The following is a 20,888-nucleotide window of genomic DNA, read 5'->3' as shown; positions in this document are numbered from 1 at the left end:
GGCGGGCCCTCAGCCGCCGCTGCCGGAGTCGAGGACGAGGGAGACCTCGCCGTTGGAGGCCGCGGCGGTCAGCTCGGCGACGTCACTCCTGTCCACGACGACGGAGACGGGGAGGTTGCCGCTGGAGGCGACCGAGTCGCTGCCGTCCTTGCTCAGGGACTGCACCCGTACGCCTTCGGCGAGGGCCGCGCTGCCACCGGAGTTGTGGCCGCTGCCGGTGTCCGACTCGTCGTCGGAGCCGCCCTGCCCGCCCGAGGAGGCGTTGCGGCCGACGCGGTAGGCGGAGACGGTGTCGCCCTCCTCCAGCCGCGGCGGGTACTGCCCGCTCTTGAGGGAGAGTCCGACCACGGCCTTGCCGGGCTCCAGGCCCTTCTCCTTGGTGAGCATGCTGCCGACCAGGACGGTGCCGTCCACCAGGTCCGTGGCCGTGCGGTACTTGGTGAGCAGTCCGCGCTGTTCCCAGCGCACGTACTGGATGTCGCTGTCCTCGGCGACCATCACGGACTTGACCGCCGACTCGGGGACCGGCTGGCCGCGCGGCACCCGCTTGGTGACGACGATGGCCTCGACCCGGTCGCCCGCCCGCATCACCAGGACGGTGGCGCCGAGTGCGCCGAGCAGGACGAGGAGGACGGCCAGCGCGGCGAGCGCGGGCTTGCGTTCGCGGGGCGCCGAGGGCAGCCGGTCGCCGCCCGGGCCGGGGAGGGCCGCCGTGCGTCCGGCTCCGGCGACGCCGCGCTCCTGGGTCTTCACCTCACCACCCCCGTGGTCCGTGCGTCCGTGGACGGTGCGCGAACGGCTCGTGCGTCGCACGTCGAACTTGTCACAACGAGAAACCTGCCCCCCGTCGCCCTGTCGGTCGTTCCCCCGCGTACCGACGTGCGACTACGCCATGTAAATCCAAGGCACAGTATCAACAGCCCCTGACCCCCTCAAGGCGGTTCCCGGGCCATCGGCGGCCTCGGGCGGAGAGTTCGACGGCCCTGCGGCGGCGCGTGCGCCGCCGCCCGCCCCTCGTTGCGGAGCGGACCGTTCCGCACCCGCACCCGCCCGCGGGCACGAGCGGCCCCGCGCTCACGGGCGAGGCGGACTTTCCCGGTGTGCGGGGGCGGGGCCGCGCCGGTACGGTGTCCGGGAGGCGTCGGGAAGACGCCGGAAGCGTCATAGGTGTGCCGGGAAGTCTGGTCGGCGGTGCGGGGAACGTGTCTCCGCATCTTTGGTCCCCGCCGAGCCCTCCGGAGCCACCATGACCCCGCCCCCCGCAGACGACGGCCGCGCCTCCCTGTTCGCACGCCCCTCGGCCAGGGAACGCAGGCTGCTGACCGACGCGCTGCGCACCGAGACCGTCGGCGGCACGGTGCTGCTGGTGGCCGCCGTGCTGGCCCTCGTCTGGGCGAACACCCCGCTCGGGCACCTGTACGAGACCGTGCGCACGTTCCACTTCGGCGTCCCCGCCCTCGGCCTCGACCTGTCGGTCGAGCACTGGGCCTCGGACGGCGTGCTGACCCTCTTCTTCTTCGTCGCCGGCATCGAACTCAAACGCGAGCTGACCGTCGGCGAACTGCGCCGCCCCGCGGCCGCCGCGCTGCCGGTGGCCGCCGCGGTGTGCGGCATGGCCGTACCGGCCCTCTGCTACGTCGCGGTCAACGCGGCGCAAGGCGGCGACATGGGCGGCTGGGCGGTCCCGATGGCCACCGACATCGCCTTCGCGCTCGGCGTGCTCGCCGTCATCGGCACCAACCTGCCCTCCGGTATCCGCGCCTTCCTGCTGACCCTCGCCATCGTCGACGACCTCGGCGCCATCCTCGTCATCGCCGTCTTCTACACCTCCACCCTCGACTGGGCCGCGTTCGCCGGGGCCGTCGCCGGACTGGTCCTCTTCCGCGTCCTCCACGTCAACCTGCGGGTGAGCGGCTGGTACGTCTACGTCCCGCTGGCCGTCGTCATCTGGGCCCTGGCCTACAACAGCGGGGTGCACGCGACCATCGCGGGCGTCGCCATGGGGCTGCTGCTGCGCGTGGCGCCCGACAACCCGGACGACCCGAACAGTTCCTCCCCCGCCGAGCGCGTCGAACACCGGGTCCGTCCCCTGTCCGCGGGGTTCGCCGTGCCCGTCTTCGCCCTCTTCTCCGCGGGGGTCGGCGTCTCCGTCTCCGCACTCGGCGAAACCTTCCGGCAACCCGAGGCGCTGGGGGTCGTGCTCGGCCTGTTCGTCGGGAAGTTCGTGGGAGTGCTCGGCGGTACGTACCTGACGGCCCGCTTCACCCGCGCCCGCCTCAGCTCCGAACTGGCCTGGGCGGACGTCGCAGGGGTCGCCGTCCTGGCGGGTATCGGCTTCACCGTCTCGCTGCTCGTCTCGGAGCTGGCCTTCACCGACACCGCCGTCACCGAGCACACCAAGGCCGCGGTCCTCGTCGGCTCCTTGGCCGCCGCCCTGGTGGCCTGCCTCCTGCTCAAGCTGCGGGACGCGAAGTACCGGGCGCTGTGGGAGGAGGAGACCCGCGACGAGGACCGGGACACCGTCCCCGACATCGACCAGGAGGAGGACCCGCTGCGCCGCCCCACCGAGGCCGCCCGCAGACGACGGGAGCGGGAGCGGGACGCCGACCGGGGCACGGGGCTGTGAAGCGGCTCCCCGTCCCGTCCGGTGTCGGCCCCGGCGCCTAGAGTTGCTGTCGGCGCACCGGCACGGGGAGGGGTGCGCACACGGGGACAGGCGAGGCACGGGGGATGCGATGGCGCGAACGGCGCGCGGCCGTCCGCACGCGGACGACCGCACAGTCCCCCCTCGCCCGCGCGCCGACAGCCCCCCGGACGGCGACCGCCCCGCCGTCGGCAAGGCCCCAGGGCGCACCCGATCACACCCGGCCACCGCAGCGCAGGGGAACGGCCGCCCGCGCTCCGGCAGCGACTACGACGCGCTGCCCGAGGCAGCGCCCGGGTACGGAGTGCGGCTGGCCCGCGCCGAGCTGGCACCGCGCCGGCTGTGGGCGCGTGCCGCGCTGGTCGTGTGCGCCTGCGCGGGCTGCGGCTTCCTGGGCTCCGGGCTCTACGACCACACCCACGTCGGCCGCCCCGAGGGCCTGGCGGCGGACCTCTCCCTGGGCGGCGGCGCCCTCCTCGTCGTCGTCGGCACCGTGCTGCTCGTCCCGCGGAGCAATCGCAGCCGCGAGCGGCGGCGGCTGCTCGCCGCGCACGGGCTGCCGCACCGCGACGACGCGGCAGCGCGTGCCCTGGCGGGACGGCGCGCGGCCTGGCTGGCCCTTTCCGCCCTCGGGCTCGTCCTCGCAGTCCTCTTCGCCGCCGCCGGTCTGCAACAGGCCTTCTCACCCGGCACGTACGAGGACCCGGACCCCACCGTCTACGGCGTCCTCCTGGCGTGGGCCGCGATCCTGTCGGCCGCAGGCTGCAGGGGTACCGCCACCGCCCGCCGCTACCGCGTCGGGTCCCGCGGCGGCACCACGCACACCGCCACCGGCGGCGCCGGCCCGCACCCGGCCGAGCAGTCCGGCTCGCCCCGGAACGCCCTGTACGCGCGGCTCGGCGGACGGCCCGCCGCACCGCACCGCCTGCGGGCGGGCCTGGACGCCCGGTTGGACCGGCTTCCGCGTCGGGCGGCGGTCGCCCTCGCCGTGGCCGCGACGCTGCCGGTGTGCGCGCTGGGCGCCGCTCCGGTGCTGGTGACCCGCCACCTGGGCGGCGGTACGGGCGTCTTCTGGACTCTGCTCGCGGCCGCACTGCTCGCGGTGCTGGTCCTGCTGTTGGAGCTGACCCACTACGGTCCGCGCCGCCGCTACCTGCTGCTGGTCATCCTGGCCGGGATCGCGCTGGTGCCCGTCACCCACCGCGGCCACTCGACCTCCCTGCTGCTCGACCGGGGCACCTGGGTCGACGTCGAGGTCACCGACGTGCACGACCCGCCCCGGTACGCCGCCACGTGCCGCCTTCAGCCGCGCGGCACCGAACGGGCCGCCGCCTGGGGCGACCTGCGCATCCCCTGCCACGGCGCCGACGTCGGTGACCGGTTCCGGGTGTTCGCCGATCCGCGCGGCGAGGGCCGGCCGAGCCGCTCGAAGCCCACGGGCATGGCGGAGTTCCACCTGGCCTTCGGCGCCGACAGTGCCGTGCTGCTGGGCTGCGCGGTCTCGGCGGCGCGCTACGGGCACCGCCGCCGCAGGGAACTGGGGCTCGACGGACAGCAGGACACCGTCTGATGCCCTCCTCCACCGAGGGACGCTGCAGGGCGCTGTAGGACGCTGTGAGGACCGAAGGAGCTCTTTGATGTCCGCCGTTGCCGAAAGGACCGTCTGATGCCGACCGACGCCGAAGGTTCCGCGGAGGGCGACGCCGCGCCGTCGTCCGCCGCCCTCTCCGCTTGGCCCGCCCACCCGGTCTACCCCGACCTGGCGGGCAAGGTCGCCGTGGTCACCGGCGGTTCGCGTGGCATCGGTGCCGAGACGGCGCGGGCGCTGGCGGCGCAGGGCGTGCGGGTCTGCCTGATGGGGCGGGACCGCCCGGCGCTCTTCGGGGTCGTCGAGGAGATCGGCAAGCGGGGCGGCACCGCGACCGGTGCCGTCGCCGACGTGACGGACGCGGGCGCACTGCGGCGGGTCGCCGAACGGGTGGCCGCCGAACTGGGGCCCGTCGACGTCCTCGCGGCGTTCGCGGGCGGCCAGGCTGCCCCCACCCCCACCCTGGAGCTGACCGAGGAACGCTGGCACCAGATCCTCGACTCGGAGCTGACCTCCGCCTTCCTGACCGTCCGCACGTTCCTGCCCGGCATGGTGGAGCGGTACAGCGGCAGCATCCTCACCATGTCCTCGGCGTCCTCGGCGTCCTCGGCGTCCTCGTCCACGGGGCGCCTGCCGGGCGGGGCCAATCTGGCGTACGGCGTCGCCAACGCGGGCGTCGCCATGCTGACGCGTCAGCTCGCCACCGAGCTGGGCCCGCAGGGCATCCGTGTCAACTGCCTCGCCCCGTCGGCCGTCCGGACCGAGCGGACCGCGGCGGTCATGTCCAAGGAGGCCCAGCACCGGGTCGCCCTCCGGCACCCGCTGCGCCGCATGGGAGAGCCCACCGACGTCGCCTCGGCCGCCCTCTTCCTGGCCTCGGACGCCGCGAGCTACCTGACGGGGCTGACCCTCGACGTGGCGGGCGGCCGCATCACCCCGTGACCCTCCGGCAACAGCATGCCCCTCTCTGCGGAGCCGCGTGGTCCACGTCGCCGAAACCCTTCGGCCCGGGCTTTTACGGAACCGTATGGTCCGGCCCCGTTGCCGACGCCACCGCACCTGGTGGACATTGGTAAGGTCCACGCCGAGCAAGCGTCGCACCCACCGGGTTCCGCACGCTCCGGTTCGGCAGCACCACGGGGGTGACCCATGAGTTCCGACAACTCCGCAGACCAGCGCATGCACCTCGCCCAGGCCGGCGGCGACCGCGGTGGCGGCGCCAGTGGTGACGGCACCACACTGGCAAGCTCCGCGGGCGACAAGAAGCGGGCCGCCACCTACATGGAGAACCACCTGCTGTCGGACACCAAGTCCGCCGGCGCCATGGCGGACAGCGGCGGCCAGACCGTGCGCCCGCCCTCCCTCGCCCCGAACCCCCCGATGGCGAACCCCCATCTGAAGCCCGATACGGGCCTGAAGGGCCTGTCCGGCTGGGCCACCAAGGACGGGCTGGCCGACGCGATGACGACCTGGCAGGGCCAGGTGAACAAGCTGATGGGCCAGCTCCAGCGGGAACTCGACGCGCTGCGCGGCACCAAGAAGCTCTTCCAGGGCCAGGAACTCGACACGCAGTCCCAGTTCAACTCCCTGCGACCGTCGAGCAACCTCGACCATCTGTGACGATGCGGGGGAACCGTGGCACTGAGCTACCAGGACGTCATGACGGCCGACCTGTCCTGCCTCACGGACGTCTCCGACGCCTGGAAGAACATGGGCGACCGCTTCGGTGAGCTGAAGGGCAACTACGACAAGCACGTCAAAGGCGCCCTGGGCAACGGCAACTGGCAGGGCCGGTCCTTCGGCGCGCACCAGAAGCGCGCCGGCGTCTCGGCGTTCGAGTTCGGCGCCGCCAAGAAGGAGGCGCACGCCGTCGCCGAGCTGCTCACCCAGGCCCACACCGAACTGACCCGCCTGCAGAAGGCCGTCAAGGACCTGGTCTCCGACGCGCAGAAGAAGGACTACAAGGTCGACAGCAAGGGCAAGGCGACCTACGTCGGCTACGACAAGCTCACGCCCAGCGAGAAGCGCGCCCTCGTCCACGATCCGTCCTACCCGCAACTGCTGGCCGACGCCAAGGAGAAGGCGCACGGCTGGACCAGGAAGATCGCCAAGGCGGTGAAGGCGGTCGACGACGCCGACCAGGCCGTCAAGCGCGCACTGATCAGCGCCGCGAGCGACGTCGAGCTGGACGGCATCGGCTTCGGCGGCTTCAACGCACACCCCGAGACCGACCTGGAGAAGGCGGGCAGGCCGGCCCCCTCCGACCCGCACACGAAGACCGACGGCGGCGGGCTGAAGGGCACCGGGTCGGTCACGGCCACCGGCCCCGACGCCGGTACGTCCGTGTCCGGACCCGGCTACGGCATGGAAGGCTTCGCGAAGGCGTACGCCGACCTGTTCCACGTCACCCAGCAGGGCCAGTTGACCTGGGGCGCGGCCAAGGCGACCGGACTGTGGGACGTGTACGGGGGCGCCCGCGTCTCCGGGAACCTGTCGCTGACCAACGACGGTGCCTACGCGAGCGGCGAAGCGTCGGCGGGCGCGCGGGCCCTGGTGGAGGGCCGTGTCGGTTCCGACCTGGGGTCCGCGTACGGGCGCGGCTGGGGGTTCGCCGGCGGCGCGGTGGAGGGCCACGCGGGCGCCGGAGCCGACGGCGTCGACATCGGCGGCAAGGCCTTCGCCGGTGCGAAGGCCGGTGGTGCCGTCGGTGCGGACGCGGGCGGCGTCGGCGTCGGCGTCACCGGCGAGGCGTGGGCGGGTGAGGGCATCGAGGGGGACCTGGACCTGTGGAAGAAGGACGCGCACGGCAAGCGGCACATCGGGTTCGAGTTCGGCGCCTCCCCGATCATCGGTGGCAAGGTGGGTGCGGAGATCGTCGTCGACCCGAAGAAGGTGACCGACACCGCCGGTGACGCGGTCCATGCCCTCGGCGACGCCGCAGGAGCCGTCAAGGACGGTTTCACCAGCATCTTCTGACAGCGCGCGGAAAGGAGAGGCCCCGATGGCCACCACCCTGCCGGTGCCGATCGAGTTCCGGCTGCCGGAGGGCTGGCGCCCGCTGCCGCCCGACCAGGCCGGCGCCCCGGGCGCGGCCTTCGTCGCCGTGCATCCGCAGCCGGACGCCGGGTTCACCACCAACCTCACGATCGACGGCGAGTACCGGCCGGACGCCACACCGCTGAGCGAGTTCGCCGACCAGTCGGTGCGGCACCTGGGCACGATGGCCGAAGCGGTGAAGGTGGCCGCCCGCCAGGACCTCGGCACCGAGGAGGCGCCCGGCCTCACCCAGACCCTGACCTTCTCCACCGCCGTCGGCGACGAGCGGCGCGACCTCGTCCAGTCCCAGGTGTACCTGTCCATGCTGGACGCCGACGATCCGCACAGGCGTGCCGTGATCCGGCTCGTCCTCACCACCACCGCCGCCCAGTTCGAGGACGTCCTGCCCGACTTCCAAAGCTTCGTGGGCACCGTGCGTCCCGAGACGGGGCCGGCCAGCTAGCAGGCCGTGGCGGCCGTGGGAGGGTTGCCCCGACGGCCAGGCACCCGAGGGAGACGACGCGATGGGCTTCTTCGACAGACTCACCGGCACCAGGCGCCCCGGCCCCGGCCGGCCCCCGCAGCCCGCCGGGGCGCTGCGCACCGCGCTGCTCGGCCTCAACGGCCCCGACGTTCCCTACCTCGTCCGCGACGGCGCCGACGAGGGCGCCGACCTGGTCGCGGAGTGGCGGCTCACGGAACCGGCCTGGCAGTCCTTCTTCCGGGAACGCGAACTGAGCCGCCGCATCCGCATCCGGATGCGCCTCGTCCCCGCCGAGCGCGAGGTCCGCGCGCTGGACGAGCAGTGGAAGGTCGTCTGGATCGACGGCGTACCGATCTCCAGCGCGTACGGGCGCGGCCCGGTGAAGACGACCTCCCGCCACTGGACCGTGGGCCGCGGCGAGGAAGGCCGCTTCGAGATGACCGAGACCTTCCGCTTCGACAGCTCCGACCTGAAGGAACCTCTGCGCGACACGGTGCTCGAAGCCGGCTGGACGTGGCGCGGCGTCGTCTTCGGCCGGCCCTGAGGTGACGGAGCCGGGAGGGATCACACCAGGGACGGGAGGCACCGCAGTGCCGGAGCGCCGGGCCGCGTCGGTCGGGCCGCGTGTGCACAGAGCTGCTGGTGCGCCATATGTCCTTTGACCCGCCGAGTTGGCCGCACTGCGGTCACGGTGCCACGGAGGACGAGCGCCTCGGCTGCCGGGGACGCCGCATCGCGCCCTACAGCAGGTGCCTGGCCCACCTGACGGAGGCGGCACGAGCCGATCGCCTCGGCACACTCCGTCCCGGGGCGGATGTCGACTACTCGGGGACGCGGTTCACCCCGGACCTGTTGCAGGAAGTGCTCTCCCCGCTCCGGGGGGCGGACGAGGTGGCGCGGTTCGGATGGGCGACCTTCCGGCACGCCGTGTTCGAGAGCCATACGTCCTTCTACGGCGCATGCTTCCGTTCCGGCGCCCGCTTCGACGCAGCCGCCTTCGGTGACGACGTGCTCTTCAAGAGGACTGTGTTCGGCGCTTCCGCCTGGTTCAGTGAAACCTCGTTCGGCGAGAACGCCGGCTTCACCTTTGCGGAGTTCGGCGACGGCGCCATGTTCCACCATGCCAGTTTCAAGGGTCGCGCACGTTTCCGCGGGACGCGTTCCGGGGCGGACACCTCCTTCGAGTCCGCCCGGTTCGAAGGGCGCGCGTTCTTCGCCGACGCGGCCTTCGGCGACCGGACCTCGTTCGAAGGCGTCGCGTTCGCCGAACGCGCCACTTTCACCGGCGCAGCCTTCGACCTCTGCGCGCGTCCACGCCACCGCCCTGGACGCGGTGCCGGGAGCACTCGGCGCCGTTGCCTGTAGGCGGACTGCTGGGGCAGGTGGCGAGAGAGGTGCCCGAGCCTGGCATGGGCGAAGCGGATCCGGTGCCGGGCCGAAGGGAAGCCCAGCAAAACCTGCGTGACCGCCAGGCACAGCAGTTCGCTGTCCGTGAGTTGCGGAGGTCGCCCGATCCGGCGACAAGACGACAAGGCGACAAGAGGCCACATGGTCGCCGACAAACACATGCGGTGCCGCCAGCAGGGCGTCCAGGTTTGTCTTCGCGGGCTGACCAGCGGGCGCCCTTCCCCATGGTCGCGACCAGCGCACACACCGGACCCGGTCGTCTGGGGTGCGGAGAACGCCTTTGGACCGTCCGTCCGCCCGAGGTGCCCGGCCTGTGCAGTGGTTGGGGCAACCGGGTGGGCTCACCGCCCGATCTCGTGTCCGGAAGGCGCGAGTGCCGCCGCGCGGGGCGGTAGCGCACCCGGTCGCATTCGCGTCGCGCGCAGCGGTCCGCCGGATCAGGCTCGGAGCGCAGGTGAACCCACGGAACGATCACGACGCGCTACCCGCCTCAGCGCAGGACTCCGGCCGTGCGCACTTCGGTGAGCGCTTGCTGTGCGAGCGGACCGAAGTCCTCGCTGTTGTCGCCTTCGACCCACTGGTCGAAGGCGATCTCCCAGGCCAGAGCGCCCAGTTGCGAGGCTACGCGCGCGGTCGGGTTCGGGGTGCCGCGGCGGGCGAGGGCCTCGGTCATCGAGGCGGTGAGGTCGATCCTCTTCAGGGCTTCGCGTTCACGCAGTTCCGTGTTGGCGTTCAGCACGGCCTGTCGTCGGCTGCTGAACTCGCGGCGGTCGGCTGTGAAGAACGTCCGGCCGAGCGCGTCGAGGGCGTGCCCCACCGTGTCGAGCGGCCCGGCCGTCGGCGGCGCCGAGGCGATCCCCTCGACGAGCAGACCGGTCACCGTGCCCCTGCCGAAGAGCACTTCGCGCTTGTCCGGGAAGTACCGGAAGAACGTGCTTTTGGTGAGCCCCGCACGCTCCGCGATCTCGATCACGGTCGTGTTCTCGTAGCCGTTCTCCTCGAAGAGGTCGAGGGCGGCGGCGGCGAGTCGTCCTGGTGCGTCGGGTTGCCAGCGAGCCATGAGAGCAGTCTACGGGACTTGGTCCCATCACTGATGTAGGGTCGATGAGACCAAGTCCCATCACTGGCCTGGAGGGGTCACCCATGAGCAAAGCTGTCCGTTACCGGCGATTCGGCGGTCCCGAAGTGCTCGAACTGCAGGAGATACCCGAGCCGCACGCCGCACCTGACGAGGTCCGCGTCCGGGTCACGGCCGCCGGGCTGAACCCGATGGACTGGCAGATCACCACGCAGCCCGACATGGCAGCGCGGTTCGGCATCACCTTGCCCGCCGGTTTCGGCAGCGACTTCGCCGGAGTGGTGGACGAAGTGGGCGCCGAAGCCACGGGATTCGCGGCCGGCGACCGGGTGTACGGCGGTGCGATCGGCCGGTCCGTCGCCGACTTCGTGCTGGTCAAAACACCGGCGACAACGATATGGCCCATCCCGGAGGGCGTCGCCGACGAGGTGGCGGGCACGCTTCCGGTCTCCGGCCTGACGGCCTCCGCCGCGCTCGCCTCGATCGGGCTCGGCGCCCGGGACACCGTCCTGATCGGCGGGGCGGCGGGCGGCGTGGGCATCTTCGCCGTGCAGCTGGCGAAGCTCGCGGGCGCCCGAGTGCTCGGCACCGCCTCCGAGGGCACGTTCGGATTCCTGCGCGGGCTCGGCGTCGAACCCGTCGCGTACGGCCCCGGCCTGGTGGACCGGGTGCGGGCCCTGGCGCCCGAGGGCATCACTGCCGCGACCGACCTGTTCGGAAGAGAGGCGGCCGAGGCCGCGCTCACGCTCGGCGTGGCGCCCCAGCGCATCTCCGTCGTGGCCGACGGCCCCGCCCCGCCGCCTGGCGTACACAAGGCGGGCGCCCTGGACGCGGGTCCGGGCGCCATGGAGCGGATCGCCGAGGCGATCCGTTCCGGCGGGATCACGGTGCCGATCGCGGCCACCTTCCCGGTCGAGCAGATCCGCGAAGCCGTGACGACGCAGGCCGAGAGGCATGTCCACGGCAAAATAGTGATCACGCTGTGAACCGCCCCTGGTCTTCCGAGCCAGGAGTTCTGCTCGGATACGAGGCAAGGCGTTCGGGGATCTCGTCCGCGGTCCTGGGCCGGACGTAGGGCCGGGGGCCGGTGTTCCGGGCTGCGATCCCTGTCCGGATGCCCTTCTCCAGGGTCAGGACGGTCTTGTGGACGCCTCGCCGTACCTGTTCGTTCGTCAGCTCGGCGAACCATCGCTCCACGAGGTCGAGCCAGGACGATCCGGTCGGTGTGCAGTGCAGAGGGAACTGCGGACGGTCCGGTGCAGCGGCGGGACGATCCGCAAGGCACTCTTCGGGCGCATCTGCGCCGGGAGCACGGTGACCTCTGGCACCCTCGTGCGTTGCCCAGCCTGTGACCGTGTGGGCGGAGGGCGACCGGGTGCGGGACAGCAGGACGGGGAAGGCCGGCACCGTGACGCAGGTGACGGGGCCGGCGCCGTTCATCTACCGGGTGATGCTGGCGGCGGGGGTGGAGGAGGGGGAGCCGCCGATCATGATTTTCCGTTATGGGCACCAGTTGAGTGCGGTTCCCTCTCCCGCTCGGCGGTCTCCTTCGGAGTGACCGCCTGGGCCAGGTCGTCGAGGGCGTCGGTGAGCAGTTCGGCGGTGCGCAGCGCCACGGGGGGCGGCTGGTCGGCCTGGTCCCACCAGCGGAGGAGGGCGGCGTGCACATCGCCCCATTCGACGGGCCGGCCCTCGCGGATGGCGGTGGTGGCGGCGGCGACGGCGGGAGCCAGCCTGGCGGAGTAGTCCGCGGCGCCGGCGTCGGGCGCCGCGTCCCGGTCGGGGAGGTGGGCCTCCAGGAGCATGGTGGCGCGGCCGAGGGTGACGAGCGCGGACTGGGCGTCGCTGGCGGAGCGGCGGCTGATGCGGGAGTGGGTGCCGCGCTGGCGGACGGGCTCGGCTTCGGCGCGGCTGACGGCCTGCTCCCATTCCTGGCGGGCGGCGCGGGTGTCGAGGAGCGCTTCCCGGACCTGGCGGGATGCGCGTTCGGCGGGTTCGGCGAAGGCGTCCAGGACGGCGATGGTGTAACGCCCGGTGGCGGCGAGCCAGTCGGCGAGCCGGTCGCGCAGGAGCGGGGTCTCCCAGGCGGGGAAGAGGGCGTAGCTGAGCATGGCCAGGACGCCGCCGAGGGCGGTGAGTCCGACGCGTTCGTAGGCGGTCTGGTACCAGTCGGCGCCGAGGATGCCGAGGAGGAAGACCACGTAGGAGCCGGTGCAGACGGAGGTGATGGCCTGCCCGGTGCGCATCAGCGCGTACATGAAGCCCACGCTGACCACGGCGAGGGCGGCGCTCAGGTAGGGGCCGGGGCTCGCCAGTGCCATGACCGTACCGGCGACGGCGACGCCGAGCAGGGTGCCGACGAAGCGGCCGACGCCGCGCTGGTAGGTGCGGGAGAAGTCGGGCCGCAGCACCATCGCGGCGGTCAGGGGCACCCAGTAGCCGTGGGCGGGGGGCAGGGCGTTGCCGAGCAGGAAGCCGACGGAGGCGACGGCGCTGACCCGGATGGCGTGCCGCAGGATGGGCGAGGACCAGTGCATCTCGCGGCGGAACGCGCGGAGGGCGACGGGTACCAGGCCGGCGAGGGTGGGCATGTGCAGGTGGCGCTCGCGGGCGAGTGCGTGCCCCGCGGCGGGGGTGTGCTTGCCGCCTGCGGCCTTGTTCTCCGTCACACGGGCGGCCTCGGCCTCCTCGGCGGCGACCTCGTCGGGGTCGGGGCCGTAGGGCCCGTCGAGACTGGCGTCGACGGGGGCGCGGTCGGGGTAGCCGCGGCGGCGCCCTTCGCGGTCGGCGACGTGCCAGGTGACGCGGGCCAGGACACCGCCGCGGGTGACCTCGACGGGTTCCTGCGCGGCTTCGACGGCGTCGTCGGTCAGTGCGATGAGCCGCAGCGCGGCGCGCCGGGCGGGCCCGGACAGGACGGGTCCGCTCTTGGGCACCTGGAGGACGTCGAGCGCCTGGTCGGGGAGGCGGACGCGTTCGCCGCGGCGGACGGCGCGTGCGGTGGCGTCCAGCACGGTGGCGGCGGCGGACAGGAGTTCGCGTACCCGGTCGCGTTCGGGTCCGACCATGGGAGCGCCGCCGACGACGGGGTCGGCGAGGGAGGCGAGGACAGGGCGGAAGCGTTCGGCCAGGGCGCGGTAGCCGTGCAACTGGCGGGGGCGGCGGCGGGCCTGCCGCGGGGTGACGTAGGCGGCGCTGCGGGCCTCGATCAGGGGCTCGGGGTCGAAGGGCGCCATGGGGTCGTGCCGGAGGCGGCGCGCGTAGTCGGCGACGCCGGCCAGCGCGTCGGCCAGCGCCTCGCGCCGCTCGCCCCAGGGTCTGATGGGGAACAGCACGATCAGCCCGGCCTGTACGACACCGCCGGCGGCGATCAGTACGGCGTGGCTGAGGGCGCCGAGGGTGGAGGTGGGCAGGTGGACGGTGATGAGCATGACGGAGATGTTGAACGCGGCCACCACTCCGGAGGTGGGCCCTATCCCCCATGCCATCCCGGCCAGGAACGCCCACAGGGCGAGCAGCAGCACGAACCCCCACGGCCAGCCGACCAGCAGGTAGCCGAGGAAGGTGGAGACGGCCAGTCCGGCGGAGGCGGCCAGCGCCAGCACAGGGCGGGGCCGCCAGCTCCGCTGGAAGGTGGCGATGCCGGAGGCGAAGGCACCGAAGGCGCTGGAGACGGCGAGCTGCGGGGTGCCGATGAGCAGCGCCAGCCCGACCACGATGCCCACACCGCAGGCGCCGCGCACCGCGATCAGCGGTGTCAGCGCGGCGCGTTCCACGGTGAGCCCCAGGCGGGCGGTCTCCTTGAGCGCCCTCAGCCAGGACAGGGGTGCGGTCTTCAGGTACCCGAGCATGCGATCGAGACTACCGAGAAAGAATTCAAAGAGGGGCAGACGGGGGCACAGCCGACAGCGCCCCCGTCCGGTGCGGTCTTCTGCCGGGTGGTCAGTGGTTGCTGGGGAAGCCGAGGTTGACGCCGCCGCTGTCCGCGGGGTCGGGCCAACGGGTGGTGACGACCTTGCCGCGGGTGTAGAACTGCACGCCGTCGTTGCCGTAGATGTGCAGGTCGCCGAAGAGGCTCTGCTTCCAGCCGCCGAAGGAGTGGTAGCCGACCGGCACCGGGATGGGCACGTTGACGCCGACCATGCCGGCCTCCACCTCCAACTGGAAGCGGCGGGCGGCGCCGCCGTCACGGGTGAAGACGGCGGCGCCGTTGCCCCACTTGCTGGAGTTGATGAGCGCCAGGGCCTCGTCGTAGGTCTGGGCGCGCACGACGCTGAGCACGGGGCCGAAGATCTCCTCGTCGTAGGCGGCCATGCCGGGGGTGACCTTGTCGAGGAGGGAGACGCCGAGGAAGAAGCCGTCGGCGCATTCGGGGTGTTCCTCGGCAGTCAGCCCGGTGCCGTCGACGACGACCTCGGCACCCTGGGCCGCCGCGCCGGTGACGTAGGAGGCGACCTTGTCGCGGTGCTCGCGGGTGATGAGGGGGCCCATCTCGCTGGCCGGGTCATCGCCGGGGCCGATGCGCAGCGCGCGGGCCCGCTCGGCGATCCTGTCGACCAGCGCGTCCCCCGTCTCGCCGACGGCCACCACGACGGAGACGGCCATGCACCGCTCACCGGCCGAACCGTAGGCGGCGCTCACGGCGTTGTCGGCGGCGTGGTCGAGGTCGGCGTCGGGCAGCACCAGCATGTGGTTCTTGGCACCGCCCAACGCCTGGACGCGCTTGCCGTGCGCGGTGGCCTCGGCCTGCACGTGCCGGGCGACGGGGGTGGAGCCGACGAACGAGACGGCCGCCACGTCCGGGTGGGCCAGCAGCCGGTCGACGGCCTCCTTGTCGCCGTTGACGACGTTCAGCACGCCCTCGGGCAGTCCGGCCTCGGCGGCCAGCTCCGCGAGCCGGAAGGCGGCCGAGGGGTCCTTCTCGCTGGGCTTGAGCACGACGGTGTTGCCGCAGGCCAGCGCCAGCGGGAACATCCACATCGGCACCATGGCCGGGAAGTTGAACGGCGAGATGCCCGCCACCACGCCGACCGGCTGCCGGAGGGCGGAGACGTCCACCCGGGTGGAGACCTCGGTGGACAGCTCGCCCTTGAGCTTCTCGGGGATGCCGCAGGCCAGTTCCACGATCTCCAGGCCGCGCGCGACCTCACCGAGCGCGTCGGAGTGCACCTTGCCGTGCTCGGCGGTGATCAGTTCGGCGAGCTGTTCGCGGTGCGCGTCCAGCAGGGCGCGGTAGCGGAAGAGGAATGCGGTGCGCCGGGCCAGCGAGCTTCGCGACCACTCGCCGTAGGCCGCCTCGGCGGCGGCGACCGCGTCGTCCACCTCGGCGACCGACGCGAGGGCGACCCGGGTGGGCTGCTCGCCGGTGGCCGGGTTCCAGACGGGGCCGTACCGGCCGGAGCTGGAGACGACCGGCTTGTTGCCGATCCAGTGACCGAGGGTCTTCATGGGGCCTGGACCTTTCTCGGGACGGGGTGGTGCCGGCTGCGCGGAGGCTCGTTCGGGGCGCCGTCGCGGGGTCTCACAGGTACCACCGGCGGCGGGCGCGGTTGCGCTCGTACTCCTCACGGGCCGCACGGGCGGCGGGCCGCGCGGACGTCTCGGCGACGGCCACGTCCCACCACGCCTCGGGTCCTGGCGCGGGCACCGCCGGGTCGGTGTCGGTCTCCACGTACACGCAGGTGGGCCGGTCGCAGGCGCGGGCCTGGGCGAGTGCGCCGCGCAGTTGGCCGTACGTCGCGGCCCGGTGCACCTCCATGCCGAGGGAGGCGGCGTTGGCGGCGAGGTCGACGGGGAGGGGGGCACCGGTGTAGCCGCCGTCGGCGTCGCGGAACCGGTAGGCGGTGCCGAAGCGTTCGCCGCCGGTCTGCTCGGACAGCCCGCCGATGGAGGCGTAGCCGTGGTTCTGCACGAGGACGACGTTGAGGTTCACGCCCTCCTGCACGGCGGTGACGATCTCGGTGGGCAGCATCAGGTACGTGCCGTCGCCCACCAGCGCCCACACCGTCCTGTCGGGCGCGGCCAGGGCGACACCGATCCCGGCGGGGATCTCGTAGCCCATGCACGAGTAGCCGTACTCGACGTGGTACTGGCGCGGCGAGCGGGCGCGCCACAGCTTGTGCAGGTCGCCCGGCATGGATCCGGCGGCGTTGATGACGACGTCCTCGTCGCCGACGACGGAGTCGAGCGCGCCGAGCACCTGCGTCTGGGAGGGCGGTGCCTCCTCGTCCAGCGGGTGCGGGGCGAACGCCTCGGAGACGGTGCGCTCCCAGGCCGCCTTGGCGCGGGTGTACTCGGCCTCGTAGTCGGGCGTCACGCGGTGCCCGCGCAGCGCGCCGGTCAGCGCGGCCAGCCCGGCCCGCGCGTCGGCCACGGCGGAGAGCGCACCGAGCTTGTGGCTGTCGAGGGCGGCGATGTTGAGGTTGACGAAGCGGGCCGAGGCGGGGAAGAGGGTGTGGGAGGCGGTGGTGAAGTCGGTCCAGCGGGTGCCGACGCCGATCACCAGGTCGGCGGAGCGGGCGAGCGCGTCGGCCACGGCGGTGCCGGTGTGCCCGATGCCGCCGACGTCGCACGGGTGGTCGAACCGCAGGGAGCCCTTGCCCGCCTGGGTCGAGGCGACGGGGACGCCGGTGACGTCCGCGAACGCGGCCAGCGCCGCCTCGGCCTCGCTGTGGTGCACGCCGCCCCCGGCGACCAGCAGCGGCCTGCGGGCCGAGCGGACCGCCTCGGCGGCCTCGGCCAGCACCGGGGCCTCCAGCTCCGGGCGGCCCACCCGCCAGGTCCGCTCGGCGAAGAACTCCTCGGGCCAGTCGTGCGCCTCGGTCTGCACGTCCTGCGGCAGCGCGAGCGTGACGGCGCCGGTCTCGGCCGGGTCGGTCAGCACCCGCAGCGCACTCAGCGCGGCGGGGATCAGCGCCTCGGGGCGCAGCACCCGGTCGAACCAGCGACTGACGGGGCGCAGCGCGTCGTTGACGGAGACGTCCCCCGCGTACGCCGCCTCCAGTTGCTGGAGCACCGGGTCGGGGGCGCGGGTGGCGAAGGTGTCGCCGGGCAGCAGCAGTACGGGCAGCCGGTTGACGGTGGCCAGCGCCGCACCGGTGACCAGGTTGGTGGCGCCCGGGCCGATGGAGGTGGTGACGGCCTGGGTGCAGAGCCTGCCCCGCTGGCGGGCGAAGCCGACGGCGGCGTGCACCATCGCCTGCTCGTTGCGGCCCTGGTGGAAGGGGAGCGGCGCGCCCGGTCCCTGGCCGCTCTCGACCAGGGCCTGGCCGAGCCCGGCGACATTGCCGTGCCCGAAGATGCCCCAGCAGGAGTCGACGAACCGCTGCCGCACTCCGTCGCGTTCGGTGTACTGGGCGGCGAGGAAGCGGACGAGGGCCTGTGCGACGGTCAGCCTGACGGTGGTCACCGCTGCGCCTTCCCTTCCCGCGAGTCACCCCGCGAGTCCGCGGATTCCCGCGCCTTGGCGGATCCGGTCGAGTCTGCGGATGCGCTCGCCTGGTACAGCGGAAGCCTTGGATCCACAGGCGTTTCGGCCCAGGTACCACGAATCCACGCGTGATCCGGATGGTCGCAGATATGCCACGCCCGATCCACCCCCGGACCGGCCATCACGTTGAGGTAGTACATGGCGTGGCCCGGCGCGGCCATGGACGGTCCGTGCCAGCCGTCGGGGATCAGCACCGCGTCCCCGCTGCGCACCTCGGCGAGCACATCGGTGCCGCGGCCCTGTCCGCTGGGCGTCACGCGCTGGTAGCCGACGCCCTCGGTGGTGCCGTGCGGGGCGATCTCGTAGTAGTAGATCTCCTCCAGTTCGCTCTCCACGCCCTCGCGGTGCTCGTCGTGTTTGTGCGGCGGGTAGGAGGACCAGTTGCCGCCGGGGGTGAGGACCTCGACCGCGATCAGCCGGTCCGCCTCGAAGACGTGTGCGGCGCCGAAGTTGTTGACCTGCCGCGAGCACTGGCCGCTGCCGCGCAGTTCGACCGGTACGTCCCGCGCCGCGCCGTACCGCACCGGCAGCCGCCGCTCGCAGCGCGCACCGGCCAGCGCGAACCGGCCGCCCGCCGCGCTGCCGACCGTCACGGACGCCTCGCGCGGTACGTAGGCGAAGTCGCTGACGGCGGTGAAGACGCTGCCGCGGCCCGTCAGATGCAGCGTCTCGCCCTCCGCCGCCACGGTGCACCCACCGTTGAGCGGCAGCACGATCCACTCGCTCCCGCCGGTCTCCCACACGTGCGAGCCGCCCGGCGGCAGCTCCAGCACCCGCAGCGAGGACCAGCCCCACCCGGCCCGCTCGGGGTCGATGTCGAGTGCGTACGGTCCCTCGGCGGCCTCGCCCGCCCGCAGGTGGAAGTCGCTGACCGTCATGTCGTCACAGCCCCTTTCCCGGCGCCCTTCGGGCACCTTTCCCGGCAGCCCCGCACTTCTTCCGGCGGCCCGTCACCCTTCCGGCAGCCTCGTGGCTTCTCGGATGTCACGGCCGCCTCGTGGTGTCGCAGCGTTCCCACGGGACCGCTCGGTCACCGCGCTTCCCACACCGCCGTGCGGTCGCAGCCTGCCCCGCGCACCGTGTGCTCACAGCAGCCCCACGGCGGTGTCGACGGCCGCGCCCACGTCGCCGTCCGCCGGGTAGAGCAGGGAGCGCCCGGCGACCAGCCCGCGCACGGTGGGCAGCCGCAGCGCCGTGCGCCACTTCTCGTACGTGCCCTCCTGGTCGCCGTGGACCTCGCCGCCGAGCAGGACGACGGGCAGCGTCGAGGTCGCACACACCCACGCCATCTCGTCCGGGTCGGCGGTGACCGGGAGTTTGAGCCAGGTGTAGGCGGAGGTGCCGCCCAGCCCGGAGGCGATGGCCACCGAGCGGGCCACGGCGGGACCGCTCAGGTCGTTGACCACCCTGCCGTCCACCCGCCCGGTCAGGAACGGCTCGACGAAGACCGGCAGCCGCCGGGCCGCCATCTCGTCGATCACCCGTGCGGTGGCGTGCAGCGTGCGCAGCGAGCCGGGGTCGTCGTAGTCGATGCGCAGCAGCAGCTTGCCTCCGTCGAGGCGCAACTGCGCGATGTCCTGCGGCCGGTGCCCGGTGAAGCGGTCGTCCAGCTCGAAGGCGGCCCCGGCCAGTCCGCCCCGGTTCATCGAGCCGAGCACCACCTTGTTCTCCAACGCGCCCAGCAGCAGCAGGTCCTCCAGCACGTCGGCGGTGGCCAGCACCCCGTCGACCCCGGGCCGGGACAGCGCGGTGACGAGACGCGCCAGCAGCTCGGCGCGGTCGGCCATGGCGAACGCGTCACCGCCGACGGCCAGCGCCCCGCGCGCCGGATGGTCCGCGGCCACGATCATCAGCCGCTCCCGCTCCCCCACCAGCGGGCGGCGCACACGGCGCGCCGCCGCCTCGGCGATGGCCTCCGGATGCCGGGTCCGCACGGACGCCAGCTCGGAGATGCTGACACTGCTGGTGGTCAAGGCGGGCTCGCTTTCGGGGCGTCGGGAACGGGGCGGGGCTCGGAGCACCGCGCGCCGGGTCAGCCGGTCAGCAGCTCCGCCACCTCGTGCGCGGTCGGCATGGCGGAGGAGCAGGCGAGCCGCGAGGCGACCAGCGCCCCGGCGGCGTTGGCGTACCGCATCACGCGCGCCAGGTCCCAGCCGGCCAGCAGCCCGTGGCACAGGGAGCCGCCGAACGCGTCGCCCGCGCCCAGCCCGTTGACCACCTCCACCGGGTGCGGCGGCACCTCGGCGACGGTGCCGTCCGCGTGGACGGCCAGCACGCCGCGCGGTCCTTGCTTGACGACGGCCAGCTCGACGCCCGCGGCCAGCAGGGCCTCGGCGCAGGCGCGGGGCTCGCGGGTGCCGGTGGCGACCTCGCACTCGGCCAGGTTGCCGACGGCCACGGTCGCGTGCGCCAGGGCCGCCCGGTAGTGCGGGCGCGCCGCCTCGGCGGCTTCGGCCTCGGACAGGTCCCCGTCGGTGCCGGCGCCCCAGAACATGGGACGCCAGTCGAGGTCGAAGACGGTGGCGGTGGCGGTGGCGGTGGCGGTGGCGGTGGGGGTGGGCGCTGCGGCGGAAGCGGTGGCGGAGGCCGCGGCGGCGGCCGGGCCGGATGCCGCGGCAGGCGGGGGACGGTGGCGGGCCGCGGTGCGGGCCTCCAGCGCGGCGAGGGTGGCCGTGCGGCTGGGCTCGGCGCACAGCCCGGTACCGGTCATCCAGAAGATGCGGGCGGCTGCGATGCCGGCCAGGTCCAGCTCGTCGGCTCGGAGTTCGAGGTCGGGTGCCTTGGGCTGCCGGTAGAACCAGAGCGGGAAGTCGTCCGGCGGGAAGATCTCGCAGAAGGTGACCGGGGTGGGGTACCGCCGCACGGGGGTCACCCAACGGTCGTCCACGCCGAAGCCGCGCAGCGCCTCATGGCAGTAGACGCCGAACGGGTCGTCTCCCGTGCGGGTCACCACCGCGGCGGAGCGGCCGAGCCGGGAGGCGGCCACGGCCACATTGGTGGCGGAGCCGCCGAGGAACTTGCCGAAGCTGTCCACGTGCTGGAGCGGTACGCCGGTCTGGAGCGGGTAGAGGTCGACTCCGATGCGGCCCATGGTGACCACGTCGTGCGACTCGGTCATGGATCCCGTCCCCTCTCGTTCCCGGTCTCCTCCCGGGACCGGTT

General features: G+C 73.3%; 18 protein-coding genes and 1 pseudogene. 9 read left to right on the top strand and 10 right to left on the bottom strand.

Annotated features, from left to right (window positions below; genetic code table 11):
• Positions 1 to 9: 9 nt before the first annotated feature.
• On the bottom strand, positions 10 to 753 hold the full coding sequence (locus tag H297_RS0117830) for a hypothetical protein (protein ID WP_027738183.1): 744 nt from the start codon (positions 751 to 753) through the stop codon (positions 10 to 12).
• A gap of 493 nt (positions 754 to 1,246) precedes the next feature.
• Between H297_RS0117830 and nhaA the strand changes: the two genes are divergently transcribed.
• The 8 genes from nhaA to H297_RS43295 all read left to right on the top strand — a co-directional run bounded on the left by nhaA (position 1,247) and on the right by H297_RS43295 (position 9,117).
• On the top strand, positions 1,247 to 2,626 hold the full coding sequence (nhaA, locus tag H297_RS0117825; protein ID WP_027738182.1) for a Na+/H+ antiporter NhaA: 1,380 nt from the start codon (positions 1,247 to 1,249) through the stop codon (positions 2,624 to 2,626).
• Positions 2,627 to 2,735: 109 nt separating this feature from the next.
• Complete coding sequence (locus H297_RS36915) at positions 2,736 to 4,214, top strand: hypothetical protein (RefSeq protein WP_051351939.1); 1,479 nt, start codon at positions 2,736 to 2,738, stop codon at positions 4,212 to 4,214.
• Between the two features lie 96 nt (positions 4,215 to 4,310).
• The gene (locus tag H297_RS0117815; protein ID WP_078514224.1) at positions 4,311 to 5,174 is read left to right on the top strand and encodes an SDR family oxidoreductase; all 864 of its coding nucleotides are present in this window, start codon (positions 4,311 to 4,313) and stop codon (positions 5,172 to 5,174) included.
• Between the two features lie 207 nt (positions 5,175 to 5,381).
• A complete protein-coding gene (locus H297_RS0117810; RefSeq protein ID WP_486589551.1) occupies positions 5,382 to 5,852 on the top strand; it encodes a hypothetical protein in 471 nt (156 codons plus the stop codon).
• 15 nt (positions 5,853 to 5,867) lie between these two features.
• On the top strand, positions 5,868 to 7,208 hold the full coding sequence (locus H297_RS0117805) for a hypothetical protein (RefSeq protein ID WP_027738179.1): 1,341 nt from the start codon (positions 5,868 to 5,870) through the stop codon (positions 7,206 to 7,208).
• Positions 7,209 to 7,233: 25 nt separating this feature from the next.
• Positions 7,234 to 7,731, top strand: a complete 498-nt coding sequence (locus tag H297_RS0117800; protein WP_027738178.1) for a hypothetical protein — start codon at positions 7,234 to 7,236, stop codon at positions 7,729 to 7,731.
• A gap of 61 nt (positions 7,732 to 7,792) precedes the next feature.
• Positions 7,793 to 8,296 carry a hypothetical protein gene (locus H297_RS0117795; protein WP_027738177.1) on the top strand — a complete coding sequence of 168 codons (504 nt, stop codon included), beginning with the start codon at positions 7,793 to 7,795 and terminating at the stop codon, positions 8,294 to 8,296.
• A 308-nt stretch (positions 8,297 to 8,604) separates the two neighbouring features.
• Positions 8,605 to 9,117, top strand: coding sequence for a pentapeptide repeat-containing protein (locus H297_RS43295; protein WP_158693704.1), 513 nt, complete (start codon positions 8,605 to 8,607; stop codon positions 9,115 to 9,117).
• Here the strand turns inward: H297_RS43295 and H297_RS44330 are convergent.
• Positions 9,105 to 9,402: pseudogene (locus H297_RS44330) on the bottom strand (hypothetical protein); the annotation flags it as partial. The gene H297_RS43295 and the pseudogene H297_RS44330 overlap by 13 nt on opposite strands.
• 247 nt (positions 9,403 to 9,649) lie before the next feature.
• Entirely contained in the window at positions 9,650 to 10,219 is a 570-nt protein-coding gene (locus H297_RS0117785; RefSeq protein ID WP_027738175.1) for a TetR/AcrR family transcriptional regulator, read from the bottom strand.
• Between the two features lie 83 nt (positions 10,220 to 10,302).
• On the opposite strand from H297_RS0117785, the gene H297_RS0117780 reads away from it, so the two are divergent.
• Positions 10,303 to 11,223, top strand: a complete 921-nt coding sequence (locus H297_RS0117780; RefSeq protein WP_027738174.1) for an NADP-dependent oxidoreductase — start codon at positions 10,303 to 10,305, stop codon at positions 11,221 to 11,223.
• On the opposite strand, the gene H297_RS41785 is transcribed toward H297_RS0117780, so the two are convergent.
• From H297_RS41785 to H297_RS0117745, 7 genes are all read right to left on the bottom strand, one after another.
• Positions 11,213 to 11,434 (bottom strand): hypothetical protein, encoded by a 222-nt coding sequence (locus tag H297_RS41785; RefSeq protein ID WP_486589550.1) that lies wholly within the window; start codon positions 11,432 to 11,434, stop codon positions 11,213 to 11,215. The genes H297_RS0117780 and H297_RS41785 overlap by 11 nt on opposite strands.
• A gap of 290 nt (positions 11,435 to 11,724) precedes the next feature.
• Entirely contained in the window at positions 11,725 to 14,088 is a 2,364-nt protein-coding gene (locus tag H297_RS36910) for an FUSC family protein (RefSeq protein WP_051351938.1), read from the bottom strand.
• A gap of 91 nt (positions 14,089 to 14,179) precedes the next feature.
• Entirely contained in the window at positions 14,180 to 15,685 is a 1,506-nt protein-coding gene (locus H297_RS0117765; RefSeq protein ID WP_027738172.1) for a CoA-acylating methylmalonate-semialdehyde dehydrogenase, read from the bottom strand.
• Between the two features lie 73 nt (positions 15,686 to 15,758).
• Positions 15,759 to 17,645: a 3D-(3,5/4)-trihydroxycyclohexane-1,2-dione acylhydrolase (decyclizing) gene (gene iolD, locus H297_RS0117760; RefSeq protein ID WP_027738171.1), complete on the bottom strand. Its 1,887-nt coding sequence runs from the start codon at positions 17,643 to 17,645 to the stop codon at positions 15,759 to 15,761.
• Positions 17,642 to 18,604 carry a 5-deoxy-glucuronate isomerase gene (iolB, locus tag H297_RS0117755; protein WP_027738170.1) on the bottom strand — a complete coding sequence of 321 codons (963 nt, stop codon included), beginning with the start codon at positions 18,602 to 18,604 and terminating at the stop codon, positions 17,642 to 17,644. The genes iolD and iolB overlap by 4 nt, the downstream gene beginning before the upstream one ends.
• Before the next feature lie 207 nt (positions 18,605 to 18,811).
• A complete protein-coding gene (locus H297_RS0117750; protein WP_027738169.1) occupies positions 18,812 to 19,699 on the bottom strand; it encodes a Cgl0159 family (beta/alpha)8-fold protein in 888 nt (295 codons plus the stop codon).
• Positions 19,700 to 19,758: 59 nt separating this feature from the next.
• Positions 19,759 to 20,844: a 5-dehydro-2-deoxygluconokinase gene (locus tag H297_RS0117745; RefSeq protein ID WP_027738168.1), complete on the bottom strand. Its 1,086-nt coding sequence runs from the start codon at positions 20,842 to 20,844 to the stop codon at positions 19,759 to 19,761.
• Positions 20,845 to 20,888 lie beyond the last annotated feature (44 nt).

The organism is Streptomyces sp. CNT360, from assembly GCF_000424785.1.
This window is presented reverse-complemented; position numbering and strand designations above follow the sequence as displayed.

Excerpts from the sequence above, each read along its gene's own strand:
- nhaA (WP_027738182.1), top strand. The coding sequence starts at position 1,247 with ATGACCCCGCCCCCCGCAGACGACGGCCGCGCCTCCCTGTTCGCACGC.
- H297_RS36915 (WP_051351939.1), top strand. The coding sequence starts at position 2,736 with ATGGCGCGAACGGCGCGCGGCCGTCCGCACGCGGACGACCGCACAGTC.
- H297_RS0117815 (WP_078514224.1), top strand. The coding sequence starts at position 4,311 with ATGCCGACCGACGCCGAAGGTTCCGCGGAGGGCGACGCCGCGCCGTCG.
- H297_RS0117810 (WP_486589551.1), top strand. The coding sequence starts at position 5,382 with ATGAGTTCCGACAACTCCGCAGACCAGCGCATGCACCTCGCCCAGGCC.
- H297_RS0117800 (WP_027738178.1), top strand. The coding sequence starts at position 7,234 with ATGGCCACCACCCTGCCGGTGCCGATCGAGTTCCGGCTGCCGGAGGGC.
- H297_RS0117795 (WP_027738177.1), top strand. The coding sequence starts at position 7,793 with ATGGGCTTCTTCGACAGACTCACCGGCACCAGGCGCCCCGGCCCCGGC.
- H297_RS0117785 (WP_027738175.1), bottom strand. The coding sequence starts at position 10,219 with ATGGCTCGCTGGCAACCCGACGCACCAGGACGACTCGCCGCCGCCGCC.
- H297_RS0117780 (WP_027738174.1), top strand. The coding sequence starts at position 10,303 with ATGAGCAAAGCTGTCCGTTACCGGCGATTCGGCGGTCCCGAAGTGCTC.
- H297_RS36910 (WP_051351938.1), bottom strand. The coding sequence starts at position 14,088 with ATGCTCGGGTACCTGAAGACCGCACCCCTGTCCTGGCTGAGGGCGCTC.
- H297_RS0117765 (WP_027738172.1), bottom strand. The coding sequence starts at position 15,685 with ATGAAGACCCTCGGTCACTGGATCGGCAACAAGCCGGTCGTCTCCAGC.
- iolB (WP_027738170.1), bottom strand. The coding sequence starts at position 18,604 with ATGACGGTCAGCGACTTCCACCTGCGGGCGGGCGAGGCCGCCGAGGGA.
- H297_RS0117745 (WP_027738168.1), bottom strand. The coding sequence starts at position 20,844 with ATGACCGAGTCGCACGACGTGGTCACCATGGGCCGCATCGGAGTCGAC.